Source organism: Agathobaculum sp. (assembly GCF_050946325.1).
Lineage (GTDB): Bacteria > Bacillota > Clostridia > Oscillospirales > Butyricicoccaceae > Agathobaculum.
In genome coordinates this window covers 1-13,140 of the sequence record NZ_JBMNUP010000041.1, presented here as the reverse complement: position 1 = coordinate 13,140, position 13,140 = coordinate 1, and the positions used below count along the sequence as shown (strand labels likewise).

Genomic DNA, 13,140 nt, shown 5'->3' with positions numbered 1-13,140 from the left:
GGAATCCCCATCTCGGTAAGCTGGGTTGTCAGGTACAGGTTGCGCTCAATGTTGGAGGCGTCAACCAGGTTGATAATACAGTCCGGCCGCTCATTCACCAGATAATCCCGCGTAACCACTTCCTCCAGCGTATAGGGCGACAGCGAGTAAACGCCCGGCAAATCCATAATGCGGATTTCCCTGTCTTCCCGCCAGCAGCCCTCTTTCTTTTCCACGGTAACGCCCGGCCAGTTGCCGACGTACTGCGTTGCGCCGGTCAGGCTGTTGAACATCGTGGTCTTGCCGCAGTTCGGGTTGCCGGCAAGCGCCAAACAAATTGACATCATGTTTCCCCTCTCTCTGGTCAGCCGAAGTTAGTCCCAGCTAACCTGTATGTAAAAATTTTTACTCAACCAGAATTTTTTCCGCGTCAGCCTTGCGCAGCGAAAGTTCATAACCGCGCACCGTCACCTCAATCGGGTCGCCCAGCGGCGCCGCTTTGCGGACAAAAATCTCCGCGCCGCGGGTAATGCCCATATCCATAATACGGCGGCGCACCGCGCCTTCCCCTTCAATTTTGCACACGCGCACCGTAGAGCCGAGCGCGGCATTTTTCAAATTTTCCACGTTTCTTTTCCCCCTTTACACCATAATACGCGCAGCCATGGACTGCGAAAGCGCAATCCGCGCGTCTTTTACCGTTACAATCAGGTTGCCCGCCATCGCGGAAACAACGGACACGCTCGCCCCTTCCACAAATCCCAGATTTTTCAGAAACTGCCTCGTCTGGTCTTTTCCGCGAATACACTTAATCGTAGTCTGTTCCCCTGTATTCATCATCGTCAGCGGCATAATAAGCGCTCCTCTCCTTCTTTCCGCAGCGTCAGCTGCGTATGAATTTCCTTTGGTTAGCATCACCTAACCTCTTTTGCAGATGCAGTTTACCACTGCTAACCCGCATTGTCAAGCACTTAACATAAAGTTTGTCAATTTTTACAATTTTCCTTGGTTAGCGCCGGCTAATTTGCATACTTTTCTTGGAGGAAGCCCCCGACCGTGTTCCGCCAGCCGGGGGCTCATGAGAGTTTGGTGCAATGCACCTGACAAGAAAGGATATTGTATCATAACCGCCCTGTTCCGGCGGGCATGACCGTATATACATAACCGCCCGCAGGCGGGTATGTGCAAAATTTTTTTCCGGCCCGCATTCAGGCCGCGGCAAACACTTCAAGCAGCGTTTCGCCCCGCTCGACGCGCCGCAGCACCCCGCGGCACACCCGCGCCAGGCGCGCAAACAGCGCAGCCGCAGCTTCCGCATCGCCGTATACCTTCCAGCAGCCGCACAATTTGCAGCCCCGTCCGGCGTTGCGGATAAATCCCAGCACATCCTCGACCGGATAGCCGAGAAACAGCCCGACTTCATGCGGAAAGCCGTCTGCCAGGGCCATCCGGCGCCTTAACTGCTGCAGCAGCCCTTCCAGGGGCTGCTCTGCCGCATAGCCAAACCGGCGCAGCGCGTCCTGCACATCCGGTTCCGCCAGACGGCGTTCCAGCAGCGGGCGGTGATAAACCAGCACCAGATGCCGGTCCTGACAGGCACAGACAATTTCAAAATGCAGTCCCCGCGGTGCCAGCCCGCTGCGATATGCATGCAGGCGCATCACCAGGTCCGGATACAGCGCACGATTGCATGACACCAGGCTTGCAGGTTTGATGCCGGCAAGCGTCGGCGAACAATATGCCGCCAGCAGGCGATCCAGCGTCATTTCCATGATCCAAACGCACCTCCTGCCGCTTAGTCTTTGGCACTGTGCCGCCGTTTATCCATTGCATTGTGGAGACGGCCCTTCTTTCAGAGCCGCCTCCACAGCGCACAACGGAGTCAGACAGCGCAAAACAGAGCGTCGGCAGCACGCTGCTTCGCCCCGTTCCGTGCGGGCGAGTCAGCGGCTTTCGCCTTTGATTAGCCTTCGCTAACGCACACTTAGGTTAGCATACGCTAACCGTTTTGTCAAGCGGTTTTTCCAAAAAAAATGCGCCCGCCGAAAGCGGGACGCATTCTTTTTTAAAGACAGTCGTCCGATACTATTTTCACCAAAAACCGGCGTTTGTCTGTGCCCGGCCGTCTGCCCGGGTTATCAAACTCGCAGAAAAAGATGCCCTGCCAGATGCCGAGCAATAACTGCCCATCCTCCACCGGCACCATGCAGCTTGTTCCCACGCAGCTGCTTTTCAGATGACATACCGCGTTATTCTCCCGATGCTGAAACTCCACGCGGTCCGGAAAGGCCGCGTCCAGGCCCATCATCAGATCATGCCGGAGGGCCGTATCCACATTCTCGTTAATTGTGATGCCTGCGTCCGAATGCGGGCAGTATACCACCACAATGCCTGACTTTACGCCGCTTTCCCGCACGGCATCGCAGACCATCTCCGTAATTTCATACAGGCCCTCTTGTCCGGTGCGAAGACGAAATTCCCTTGTCTTCACCGTATCATTCCCCCCTGTTTTCGCGAAGATACGTCGCTTCCAGATCGGCCAGGTGCAGCTTGACCGCCAGCGGGTATTTCTCATAGGCATGCGCAATGGCAAACGAGCCTGCCTTGGCCGCGTCATCAAAGCCGCCCATGTGCCAGCGGATGGCAACGGCCTCCTCGTTTTTCAGGCGCAGGAAACGCTCGATGAGAAATACGGATTTTTCACCGTGCCCATAGGGAAAACGGTCGTCAATCGTATAAAACGGCACGCGCTCCCACTCGCCGCGCTCATTTTTGCGGTTGCGCATTTCAATGGCGTAAAATCCGGCTTTGCACAGGTCATGCAGCAGCGAAACCAGCGTAAAGCTCTCCAAATCATCTTTTTCCGGGTCGTAATGCTTGGAAATCAGCACATTGTATACGTTAAGGGAATGGTCAAGCAGGCCGCCCTCATACGCCGCATGAAAGCGGGTCGAGGCGGGCGCGGTGAAAAAATCGGTCGATTCCATCCATGCCAGCAGTTTTTCTGCGCCTGCGCGGTGAATATTCTTGTTATATATCTGCAAAAATTGCTCTTTTGCCGTCATTTCAGTTCCTCCATTCGGGTCTTGGCAAGTTCCAGCAGCGCCTGTCTCGTGTTCGCGGTCTGCCGGTCCAGCACCGCTTCCAGCAGCGCCTGCAGCATTTCTCCCACCGCGGGCCCGCGCAGTCCGAGCGTCATCATATCCCTGCCGTCCACCGCCAGTTGTTTGAGCGAGAGACAGGCGTCTTCTTCCAGCACGGCGTTCAGCCGCGCTTCTGTTTCACACAGCTCCGCGATATACGCAGGGTGCGTTCCCTGTCCTACCGCATCCCCTTTTTTGAGGGAAAGCAGCCAGCGAAAGCGCGTTTCCCCCATCTTTGCCAGCTGGCGGCGCAGCAGTTTATCATTCTCTCCCAGCGGCCGGTCATGCTGCTCCACCAGAAACAGAATGTGCGCTGCCTGCTCATTGGAAAAACGAAGGCGGCGCAGCAGCTGCTCTGCCAATGCGCAGCCGGCCGCCGGATGTCCGTAAAAGTGACCGACGGCAGACGCATCCACGGTTTTGCAGCATGGTTTTCCGCAGTCATGCAGCAGCGCCGCCCAACGCAGCACGGGCTCCGCCGGAACCTGCCCCACCGTATACAGACTATGTTCCCAAACATCATACAGATGATGCGGATTTTGCTGTGCGCAGCCGTACATTGGGCACAGCTCCGGCAGCACGGCGAACAGCACGTCCGCATAATCGCGCAGCGCGCGCTGCACAAACCTTCCGCACAGCATGCCGGTCAGTTCCTCACGCACCCGCTCGGCTGCAATGCGGGACAGAAGCGCCTGCTGCCGCCGCATGGCGGCAGCCGTCTGCGGCTCCACGGTAAACCCAAGCTGCGCGGCAAACCGCACCCCCCGCAGGATACGGAGCGCATCCTCCCGAAAACGTGCATCCGGCTCGCCGACGGCGCGCAGTATGCCGTCCTGCAAATCATCCAGCCCGCCGTACGGGTCGCACAGGCCGCGCTGCGGATGCCACGCCATGGCCCCGATGGTAAAGTCCCGCCGCGCCAAATCATCCTCTATGCTGCCGACGAACCGCACACTGTCCGGATGCCGCCCATCCGAATAGCCGCCGTCCGCGCGGAAGGTGGTGATTTCCAGCGGCCCGTCATCCGTCAGCACAGTCAATGTTCCATGCCGCAGGCCAACATCCAGCACCCGCTCATCCGCAAATACGCTTTTCATCTGCTCTGGGCGCGCCGCGCTGCACAAATCCCAGTCATGCGGCATGCGGCCCATCAGGCCATCCCGCACGCAGCCGCCGACCGCCCATGTCTCATATCCTGCATGCTCCAGACGCGCAATGGCGCGCGCGGCATGCGCCGGCAGGCAAATCAATTCCCGTCCCTTTTCTGCCGCAGGCGATAGGACGTCCCGTCCGGATTGACAACCACTGTATTGTTCAGCTGATTTTTCAGGCTGTCACGAAAACCGGCAATATATTGTTCACGCAGTTTTTTCTGCTCTGCCTTTTCCGCTTCTGTCAAGCCCTCGGCCTTTGCTTTTTTGGCAAGCGCGTTGATCCGCGCGATTTTTTCATCAGTCATGGTTTTTTCTTCCTCCATGCAGATCGCAAGATTCCTATATTTTAATATTATAGCAAAGCCTTTTGCCAAAGTCTACGAAAAATCCGCCGCATTGCGCCTGCCGATGCGAAAAAAGGCGATAAACCTTGACCCCTTGTTTGCCGCATGATAAAATATGTCATATTGACAATCTATCGTCAAAGGAGCGAAGAACTACCGTGAAAATTGAAACACAATGTCTGCACGAGGGATATAAACCGGAAAACGGCGGTCCCGGCGTCATGCCCATCGTACAGTCCACCACTTACCGCTTCGATTCGACCGCGCATATCGCCGGTCTGTTCGATATGCCGACCGAATTCATGTACTCCCGCTTCGCCAACCCTACCTGCGACGCGGTTGAGAAAAAAATCGCCGCGCTGGAAGGCGGCGTGGGCGCGATGCTGACCTCCTCGGGGCAGGCCGCTTCCCTGCTCTCCATCCTCAACCTGTGCTCTGCGGGTGACAGCTTTATCGCTGCCTCCACCATCTACGGCGGCACGATCAACCTGTTCGGCGTCACGCTCAAAAAGCTCGGCATTGAGTGCATCTGGGCGGATGCGGAAGCCGATGAAGCCGAGATTCAGAAGCTCTTTAAACCCAACACCAAGGCCGTATTCGGTGAAACGCTCGCCAATCCGGCACTCACCGTGTTTGACATCGAAAAGTGGGCGGACATCGCGCACAAAAACGGCGTGCCGCTGATTATCGACAACACCTTTGCAACCCCGATCCTGTGCCGTCCGATCGAGTTCGGCGCGGATATCGTCATCCACTCGACCACCAAGTACATGGACGGCCACGCCGTGCAGGGCGGCGGCGTCATTGTGGACGGCGGCAAGTTCGACTGGGCGGCTTCCGGCAAATTCCCGGATTTCACCGAGCCGGACGAAAGCTACCACGGCGTTACCTACACCCGTGACTTCGGCGCGATGGCATACATCATCAAGGCGCGCATGCAGCTCATGCGCGATTTCGGCTGCTATCCGGCCGCACATTCGGCATTCCTGCTCAATCTCGGGCTGGAAACCCTGCCCGTGCGCATGAAGCAGTATTGCGAAAACGCACTGACGGTGGCAAAGCACCTTGAAGCGTCGGACAAGATTGCCTCCGTCCGCTACCCCGGTCTGCCCGGCAACGAGCACTACGACCGCGCGCGCAAGTACCTGCCGCTCGGCGCCTCGGGCGTGATGAGCATTGACATCAAGGGCGGCCGCGCGCCCGCCATGAAATTCATGGACAGCCTGCGCCTCGCCTGCAACGAAGTACACGTTGCGGATATCCGCACCTGCGTACTGCATCCGGCCAGCGAAACCCACCGCCAGCTCACCGACGAGCAGCTGGTTGCCGCCGGCATCCAGCCCGGTCTGGTGCGTCTGTCGGTCGGTCTGGAAAACGTCGAAGATATCCTTGCGGATCTCGATCAGGCGCTCGCCCAAATCTGAATTATCCTTTTACGCAGCCAGCATGGGGACGGTATTACGCCGTCCCTATTTGATAACTTTGACAAAAAGGAGTCGTATAACATCATGCAAATCCGTCCCATCGGGTCTGGTGACCGCACATATTTTCTCCAGAGCGTACAGGCGTTTTATCATTCCCCCGCCGTTTGCCACGCCATCCCGCCCCAGTACGCCGAGCGCACCTTCGATCTGCTCATGCAGGGAACGCCCTATGCCGACTGTCTGATCGCGGAAGACGATGCCGGCGCGCCGCTGGGCTACTGCCTGCTTGCGCTTACCTGGTCCAACGAAGGCGGCGGCCTGTGCGTCTGGCTGGAAGAACTGATGGTGGAAGAGTCCGCGCGCAGCATGGGCGTGGGCAGCAAACTCATCGCCGCGGTGCGGGCACGTTACCCCGCCGCGACGCGCTTCCGTCTGGAAGTGACGGAGGACAACCCCCGCGCCGCAGCGCTCTACCGCAGGCTGGGTTTTTCTGACCTTGACTACGGCCAGATGGTGCTGGATATCCCCCCTGCGCCGTAATCGCCCCGCGCGAAAAACGATTCATCAGAAACAGGAGCGATGTGTTTGTGAGTCAGGTATCCGAAAACAAAATGGGCTCTATGCCCGAGGGCAGACTGGTCGTTACCATGTCGCTGCCCATCATGCTGTCCATGCTGGTACAGGCGCTGTACAACATTGTGGACAGCGCCTTTGTCGCCCGCATCAGCGAAGATGCGCTTACCGCAGTTTCTCTCGCCTTTCCGGTGCAGCTTTTGATGATTGCATGCGCCATCGGTATGGGCGTGGGCATCAACGTGCTGCTCTCCCGCAGCCTTGGGCAGAAACGGCAGGAGGAAGCCGACGCCGTCGCAATGAACGGTATTTTTCTCTCTATCTGTCTATGGATCGTGTTTGCTGCGCTTGGTCTGCTGTTCGGCCGCCGCTTTATCGCGTCCTTCACCGATGTTGCCACCGTAGTGGAAATGGGCACCAGCTATGTCACCGTCGTCACCACCGCTTCCTGCGGCGTGTTTCTGCTGTTTGTGGCAGAACGCTTCATGCAGGCCACCGGCAACACGGTGTACCATATGATTACGCAGCTCATCGGCGCCGTGCTGAACTGCATTCTTGACCCGCTGCTCATTTTCGGCATCGGTCCGTTTCCGCGTCTGGGCACAACGGGCGCGGCGCTTGCCACTGTGCTGGCGCAGATTATCGCCATGCTCATCGGTTTCTGGATTAACATCCGCTTCAACCACGATGTTAACCTGCGCCTGCGCGGCTTCCGTCCAAACGGCGCCATTCTCCGCGGCATCATCCGCATCGGCCTGCCCGCCGCGGTGCAGCAGTCGCTGCTCAGCCTGCTGACCGTGTGCATGAACCGTGTGCTGATGCCGTTTTCCCAGACGGCCGTCAGCTTTTACGGCGTGTATTACAAGCTGCAAAACTTTCTTTATATGCCCATTTACGGTCTGAACAACGCGCTTATCCCGATGATCGGCTACAATTACGGCGCGCAGCGGCACGACCGTATTCACCGCATCACCCGCAGTGCGCTGCTGCTTTCCCTGGGCATCATGGCGGCCGGTACGCTGCTGTTTGAGCTGGCCCCTGTGCCGCTGCTGCGGCTGTTCAACGCGTCCGACGAGATGCTTGCCATCGGCGTGCCGGCCATTCGCATCATCGCCATTTCCTTCTGCCTTGCCGGCGTTTCGGTTGCGCTGTGCGGCTGCATGCAGGGACTGGGCCGCAGCGGAGCCTCGCTCGCCGTGGCGCTGGTGCGGCAATTTATTGTGGTATTGCCTGCTGTTATGCTGCTTGCCCGCGTCAGCCTGCCGGCGGTCTGGTTTGCCTTCCCGCTGGCGGAGGCCGTTGGATTTGCCGTGGCGCTGCTGCTTTATCGCCGCCAATCCGCCATGCCGCCTGAACAAAAGGCCGGATAAAAAATGTTACAAATTGCCTCTTGTTTTTCTGTGCCGTCTGGCATACAATGAAAACAGACCAAGGAAAGGGGGGACGCCGGTGGGCGCTGAAATCGAACAGCTTGCAGGGGATATCCTGTCGCACCCGCGCTTCCAGCAGCTTCGCATGCTTGTGCACCATGGGCCGCAAAACTCGGTATATGACCATTCGGTCGCCGTAGCCAAAGCGGCGTACGCCCTCTCCCGTCGGATGCGTCTGTCCGTGGAAGAGACCGTCTCTGTTGTGCGTGCGGCTCTGCTGCATGATTTTTTTGAATACGACTGGCGCAGCGCCGCTTTTCGCCGCTTTTTGCGCCGCTACTCCGGACTGAAACGCCTGCTGCACATGCACGGCTTCGTCCACGGCAGCATTGCGGCAGAACGCGCCCGCGCCTGCTTCGGTTTAACCGAGCGTGAATGCGAGGCCATCGCGCGGCATATGTTTCCGCTCAGCCCGATGCCCCGCACCCGCATTGCCTGGATTGTAACGCTGTGCGACAAAACTGTGGCCGCCAGAGAAATGACGCTGGCTGTCCGCGTTTATCTGTCCCTTGCCTGCCGCAAGGTTTTTGCCTGAAAACAGAAATCCCGCCGTTTTGGATGCGTCTGTCCGAAACGGCGGGAATTTTTTATCTTCCAATCGGTTTTCCGCAGGCTGCGCGCGGAAGCAATTGCCCTTATAAATCCTGAATATGCATTCTGTTCAGCAGTTTTTCGCGGCGGAGCTTTTCTCTGCCTATGCCGTATGCGCCCAGCAGCACAAAAGTCGGAATATTACCAACCAGCAGAACCATCCCAACCTGCGCCGTATCATTCCATGTCCATTTCTGCGCCGGTTGGGCAGGCTGCTCCTGCCAGGTCACTTCGCCCGTCTGCTCGTTCACCGACTGCATCACAGCGTTCGCGCCGCCTCCAGAATAGCCTGCAACCCCCAGCACCATAAACAGCGACAGCACAAAGCTCAGTATCGGCAGTATCAGGCCGGGCCACCGGCTTTTGCGCCTTGCAAGCCAGACCTCCAGTGCGATGACGCCGACCAAAAGCGCGGCCAGCAGCAGCGTATTGAGTAATGTGACGGCAATCGACATCCCGTAAAATTTCATATGGAAATCCCTCCCTTTTTCTGTTTTTTATATTCGTTTATCAGCAGCTTAGCCGTATCAAAATCCAGTTTGTCATTGACGGCCAGGCGCTTAATCAGCGCGATGTACGGCTCTTCATCCGCCCGCTCGCCAATCTCAATTTTCTGAATCAGACGATCCAGCCGCAGGCGCACGGTCGGATAGGTCACGCCGTACTCCCCCGCCACCTGCTTGAGTGAGCCCGACGCCAGGATAAACCGCTTGATAAACGCAATGTCCTCTTCCTCCAGCTGCGCCATCCACGCCGGTACAATTTCTATCGCCATATTTTCACTTCCTTCTTTGCGCCTTTAGTATAAACTTTAATTTTATTTTTTTCATAAGAAAAAGGCCTCCTTTTCAGAAGGCCTTTTCCCACTCTTTTCTTTTCACAGCTCCTTGAGCCATTCAGCGCACAGCGCCTGCCAGCGCGCCACATGCCGGTCGGGCCGCCGCCCGCGCGCAGGGTCATAGGTTTCAAAATCCGCCAGCGCCAGCCCGTGTACGCCATGCGGAAACAGGTGCAGCTCATGCGGCACACCGGCGCGGCGCAGAGCCGCTTCCAGCAGCAGCGTATTTTCCACCGGAACGGTCGCGTCATCCAGCGTGTGCCACAGAAAAGCAGGCGGCGTGTCTGCATCCACCAGTCTTTCCAGCGAAAATGCCTGCTGCCCGCATCGCTCCGAACCGGCCAGCCGCTCAAAACTGCCGCGATGGGCATATTCCCCTGCACTCACCACAGGATAACACAAAACCAGCGCATTGGGACGGCGCAATGCGGGCACACTGTTCTCCGGAAACCATTCCGCACGGCGCCACACAGCGCCCAGCGTCCCCGCCAGATGCGCGCCGGCCGAAAAACCGCCGACGGCAATGCGGTCCGCATCCACTCCCAACCGGCCGGCGTTCTGCCGCACCCAGGCAACTGCCTCCGCCAGCGTGTGCAGCGGCATTTTGCCAAGCGGCACAGGCGCGCAGTCATATTCCAGCACAAAAGACACGATTCCCGTGCGTGCAAACGCACGCGCCACCGGCGCGCCTTCGCGGATGGCGCAAAATTCATACCCGCCGCCCGGACACAGAATGAGCGCGGGCCCGGGCAGCGCTCCCGCGCCGCCCCAGCAGGTCAGTCTGCCATGCGGCAGCGTTATCGTTTCTGCCATGGCGTCATGCGCGGCACGCGCCGCCGCCCAGCAGCGCCGCGATTTCATTGCGCGCAGCCAGCACCGGCTCGCGCAGCGCGGCGATACGCTCGTCCGTCATGCGCGTGAGCGGCGCCGAAACAGAAAGCGCATACGTCGCTCTGCCGCTGTAATCCGGAATCGCTGCGGCAATGCAGCGCACCCCCAGCTCATTTTCTTCATTATCCAGCGCGTAGCCCACGCGGCGAACCTGTTCCAGTTCCTGAAAGAACGCTTCTTCCGTCACAATGGTGTACGGCGTCCACAAATGCACGTCGCTCGCCCGCCACAGCGTGTGCACCTCGCTGTCCTGCCAGGTGGCTAAAATGGCCTTGCCCACGCCGGTGCAGTACAGCGGCCGGCGCATGCCGATGCGCGAGAACATGCGGATTGCGCCGCTGACGCTTTCCACTTTGTGGATATAAACAATATCCTTTTCCTCCCGCATAACCAGGTGAACCGTTTCACCGGTTTCGTGCCCCAAACGTTCCATCGGCGCCCGCGCGCGCTCAATCACGTCCATGTTTTCCATAATATAGCTGCCCAGTTCGCACAGCCGCATGCCCGCGCGGTAGACGCTGGTCGCCGCATCGCGCTGCACATAGCCCCGCGCGCACATACTGGCCAGCAAGCGGTGTACCGTGCTTTTATGCAGACCGGTTTCAGCCGACAGCGCACCGATTGTCATGCCGTTTCGGCTGCGGCACAGCGTTTCCAGCAGGTCAAACGCCCTGTCCAGCGACTGCACCGATGCAGATTCCGCCATAAACCGCCCTCCTTCGTTTCGCATTGTAAAACTTTGTTTCATTTTAATGGATTTTAACCAAAATTTCAATATAAAATTTGCACAGATTGTTTTCAGAAAAGTCTTGCATTCTGACGGTAAAGTTTTATAATAAAATCAGTAAGTAAATTCGTGAAACGTCATTCCACATTATGAAACACGGAGGAAGAACGCTATGAATGAAATTGAGAAGAAAGTACAGTCCATCGGCGTTGTGCCGGTCATCAAGCTCACCAACCCCGAGCGCGACGCAATTCCGCTGGCCAAGGCGCTGATTGCCGGCGGCGTACCGGTTGCAGAGGTCACCTTCCGCGCAGCAGGCGCTGCCAAGGCCATCAAGCTGATGCATGACAACTGCCCTGAAATGCTGGTTGGCGCAGGCACCGTGCTGACCATCGAGCAGGTGGACGAGGCAATGGCCGCAGGCGCGCAGTTTATCGTTACCCCCGGCATGGACCCCGAAATCGTCAAGTACTGCCAGAAGGTTGGCATCGCCATCTTCCCCGGCTGCACCACCCCGACCGATTATCACACCGCGTACAAGCTTGGTCTGGAAGTGCTCAAGTTCTTCCCTGCCGAGCAGTCCGGCGGCATCGCCAAGATCAAGGCGATGAACGCACCGTTCCCGATGTTCAAGGTTATGCCGACCGGCGGCATCAGCCTGAAGAACCTGGCCGATTACGCCAAAAACTCCGTTATCGCTGCCTGCGGCGGCTCCTATATGGTTACCGCTGACCTGATCGAAAACGGCAAGTGGGACGAAATCACCGACCTGTGCAAGAAGTCTGTTGAAATCGTCAAGGAGGCCCGCAATGGCTGAGTATTCGCTCGTCCACATCGGTCTCAACGCCGCCGACCCTGAGGAAGCGCTCAAGACCGCCCAGCTGTTTGGGCTGGCCTTCGGCCTTGAAGTAAAGCCGGGCAACTCCTCGGTCTTCGCCGGCACCCTCATCGAGGTTATGAAGCCCCCGTACCGCGGCACGCACGGTCATATCGCCCTCGGCACGCCTGACGTGGCCGCAGCCAAGGCTGAACTGGAAGCCAAAGGCTTTACCTTTGCCGAGGAAACCGCCAAGTATAATGAGGACGGTACGATGAAATTCATCTACCTGTCCGGTGAATTCGGCGGCTTTGCCGTGCATCTGCTGTGCAAGAAGTAATCAAAAATTGATATCGGAGGAAAAAACATGAAAATCGTAACTTTCGGCGAACTGATGGTCCGTTTGCAGCCGTACAACTATGAGCGTTTCGTACAGGCTGACCACCTGGAATTCACCTTTGGCGGCGGCGAGGCCAATGTGGCTGTTTCGCTTGCCAACTACGGCATGGACGCCGCTTTCGTCACCAAGCTGCCGGCACATGCCATCGGCCAGGCTGCTGTCAACTCGCTGCGCCGCTACGGCGTAGATACCAGCATGATCACCCGCGGCGGCGACCGTGTCGGCATCTACTACAACGAGAAGGGCGCTTCCCAGCGCGGCTCGGTCTGCATTTATGACCGTGCGCACTCCGCCATTCAGGAAGCGACCACCGCTGACTTTGACTGGAACAAGATTTTTGAAGGCGTGGACTGGTTCCACTTCACCGGCATCACCCCCGCTCTGGGCGCCAACGTGGTAGAAATCTGCCGCGAGGCCTGCAAGGCTGCCAAGGCGCACGGCGTTAAGATCTCCTGCGACCTTAACTACCGCGGCAAGCTGTGGACCCGCGAGGAAGCCCGCGCTGCCATGACCGACCTGTGCCAGTATGTTGACGTGTGCATCTCCAACGAGGAGGACGCCAAGGACGTATTCGGCATCGAGGCCGAGGCTACCGATATCTACGCAGGCGAAATCAACCGCGAAGGCTACAAGTCGGTTGCCAAGCAGCTGGCTGACAAGTTCGGCTTTGAGAAGGTTGCCATCACCCTGCGCGAGTCTCACTCCGCGTTTGACAACGGCTGGTCTGCCATGCTGTATGACGTGGCTTCCGGCGAGTACTGCTTCTCCAAGAAGTATGCGCTGCACATCATCGACCGCGTCGGCGGCGGCGACTCCTTCGGCGGCGGCC

General features: G+C 58.1%; 19 protein-coding genes. 7 read left to right on the top strand and 12 right to left on the bottom strand.

Annotated features, from left to right (window positions below; translation table 11 throughout):
• The 8 genes from ACOYIE_RS04980 to ACOYIE_RS04945 all read right to left on the bottom strand — a co-directional run.
• On the bottom strand, window positions 1-323 hold a 323-nt coding region (locus ACOYIE_RS04980; protein ID WP_433411046.1), incomplete at its 3' end, for a FeoB small GTPase domain-containing protein.
• Between the two features lie 61 nt (window positions 324-384).
• Window positions 385-606, bottom strand: coding sequence for a FeoA family protein (locus ACOYIE_RS04975; RefSeq protein ID WP_433411045.1), 222 nt, complete (start codon window positions 604-606; stop codon window positions 385-387).
• A gap of 15 nt (window positions 607-621) precedes the next feature.
• Window positions 622-831 carry a FeoA family protein gene (locus ACOYIE_RS04970; protein ID WP_433411044.1) on the bottom strand — a complete coding sequence of 70 codons (210 nt, stop codon included), beginning with the start codon at window positions 829-831 and terminating at the stop codon, window positions 622-624.
• Between the two features lie 356 nt (window positions 832-1,187).
• Complete coding sequence (locus ACOYIE_RS04965; RefSeq protein ID WP_433411043.1) at window positions 1,188-1,751, bottom strand: DUF3793 family protein; 564 nt, start codon at window positions 1,749-1,751, stop codon at window positions 1,188-1,190.
• A gap of 293 nt (window positions 1,752-2,044) precedes the next feature.
• A complete protein-coding gene (locus ACOYIE_RS04960) occupies window positions 2,045-2,470 on the bottom strand; it encodes a secondary thiamine-phosphate synthase enzyme YjbQ (RefSeq protein WP_433411042.1) in 426 nt (141 codons plus the stop codon).
• Between the two features lie 4 nt (window positions 2,471-2,474).
• Window positions 2,475-3,044 carry a hydrolase gene (locus tag ACOYIE_RS04955; protein WP_433411041.1) on the bottom strand — a complete coding sequence of 190 codons (570 nt, stop codon included), beginning with the start codon at window positions 3,042-3,044 and terminating at the stop codon, window positions 2,475-2,477.
• Window positions 3,041-4,372, bottom strand: a complete 1,332-nt coding sequence (locus tag ACOYIE_RS04950) for a CCA tRNA nucleotidyltransferase (protein WP_433411040.1) — start codon at window positions 4,370-4,372, stop codon at window positions 3,041-3,043. The genes ACOYIE_RS04955 and ACOYIE_RS04950 overlap by 4 nt, the downstream gene beginning before the upstream one ends.
• Window positions 4,369-4,581, bottom strand: a complete 213-nt coding sequence (locus ACOYIE_RS04945; protein WP_433411039.1) for a DUF896 domain-containing protein — start codon at window positions 4,579-4,581, stop codon at window positions 4,369-4,371. Before ACOYIE_RS04945 ends, ACOYIE_RS04950 begins: the two co-directional genes overlap by 4 nt.
• Before the next feature lie 197 nt (window positions 4,582-4,778).
• On the opposite strand from ACOYIE_RS04945, the gene ACOYIE_RS04940 reads away from it, so the two are divergent.
• The 4 genes from ACOYIE_RS04940 (at window position 4,779) to ACOYIE_RS04925 (ending at window position 8,582) form a co-directional block, all read left to right on the top strand.
• On the top strand, window positions 4,779-6,044 hold the full coding sequence (locus tag ACOYIE_RS04940; protein WP_433411038.1) for an O-acetylhomoserine aminocarboxypropyltransferase/cysteine synthase family protein: 1,266 nt from the start codon (window positions 4,779-4,781) through the stop codon (window positions 6,042-6,044).
• 84 nt (window positions 6,045-6,128) lie between these two features.
• Window positions 6,129-6,584 carry an N-acetyltransferase family protein gene (locus ACOYIE_RS04935; protein ID WP_433411037.1) on the top strand — a complete coding sequence of 152 codons (456 nt, stop codon included), beginning with the start codon at window positions 6,129-6,131 and terminating at the stop codon, window positions 6,582-6,584.
• A gap of 47 nt (window positions 6,585-6,631) precedes the next feature.
• Window positions 6,632-7,987 carry an MATE family efflux transporter gene (locus tag ACOYIE_RS04930; RefSeq protein ID WP_433411036.1) on the top strand — a complete coding sequence of 452 codons (1,356 nt, stop codon included), beginning with the start codon at window positions 6,632-6,634 and terminating at the stop codon, window positions 7,985-7,987.
• 79 nt (window positions 7,988-8,066) lie between these two features.
• On the top strand, window positions 8,067-8,582 hold the full coding sequence (locus ACOYIE_RS04925) for an HD domain-containing protein (protein ID WP_433411035.1): 516 nt from the start codon (window positions 8,067-8,069) through the stop codon (window positions 8,580-8,582).
• 100 nt (window positions 8,583-8,682) lie between these two features.
• Here ACOYIE_RS04925 and ACOYIE_RS04920 read toward each other — a convergent pair whose 3' ends face one another.
• The 4 genes from ACOYIE_RS04920 to ACOYIE_RS04905 form a co-directional block, all read right to left on the bottom strand.
• On the bottom strand, window positions 8,683-9,108 hold the full coding sequence (locus ACOYIE_RS04920; protein WP_433411034.1) for a hypothetical protein: 426 nt from the start codon (window positions 9,106-9,108) through the stop codon (window positions 8,683-8,685).
• Complete coding sequence (locus ACOYIE_RS04915; protein WP_433411033.1) at window positions 9,105-9,413, bottom strand: DUF2089 family protein; 309 nt, start codon at window positions 9,411-9,413, stop codon at window positions 9,105-9,107. The genes ACOYIE_RS04920 and ACOYIE_RS04915 overlap by 4 nt, the downstream gene beginning before the upstream one ends.
• Window positions 9,414-9,515: 102 nt before the next feature.
• Window positions 9,516-10,289, bottom strand: a complete 774-nt coding sequence (locus ACOYIE_RS04910; RefSeq protein ID WP_433411032.1) for an alpha/beta hydrolase — start codon at window positions 10,287-10,289, stop codon at window positions 9,516-9,518.
• Window positions 10,290-10,293: 4 nt separating this feature from the next.
• Window positions 10,294-11,073: an IclR family transcriptional regulator gene (locus ACOYIE_RS04905; protein WP_433411031.1), complete on the bottom strand. Its 780-nt coding sequence runs from the start codon at window positions 11,071-11,073 to the stop codon at window positions 10,294-10,296.
• 193 nt (window positions 11,074-11,266) lie between these two features.
• Between ACOYIE_RS04905 and eda the strand changes: the two genes are divergently transcribed.
• From eda to ACOYIE_RS04890, 3 genes are all read left to right on the top strand, one after another.
• Window positions 11,267-11,911 (top strand): bifunctional 4-hydroxy-2-oxoglutarate aldolase/2-dehydro-3-deoxy-phosphogluconate aldolase, encoded by a 645-nt coding sequence (eda, locus tag ACOYIE_RS04900; protein ID WP_433411030.1) that lies wholly within the window; start codon window positions 11,267-11,269, stop codon window positions 11,909-11,911.
• Window positions 11,904-12,251, top strand: coding sequence for a VOC family protein (locus ACOYIE_RS04895; protein WP_433411029.1), 348 nt, complete (start codon window positions 11,904-11,906; stop codon window positions 12,249-12,251). Before eda ends, ACOYIE_RS04895 begins: the two co-directional genes overlap by 8 nt.
• A gap of 27 nt (window positions 12,252-12,278) precedes the next feature.
• Window positions 12,279-13,140 (top strand): PfkB family carbohydrate kinase (locus ACOYIE_RS04890; RefSeq protein WP_433411028.1); only part of this gene is annotated, 862 nt, incomplete at its 3' end.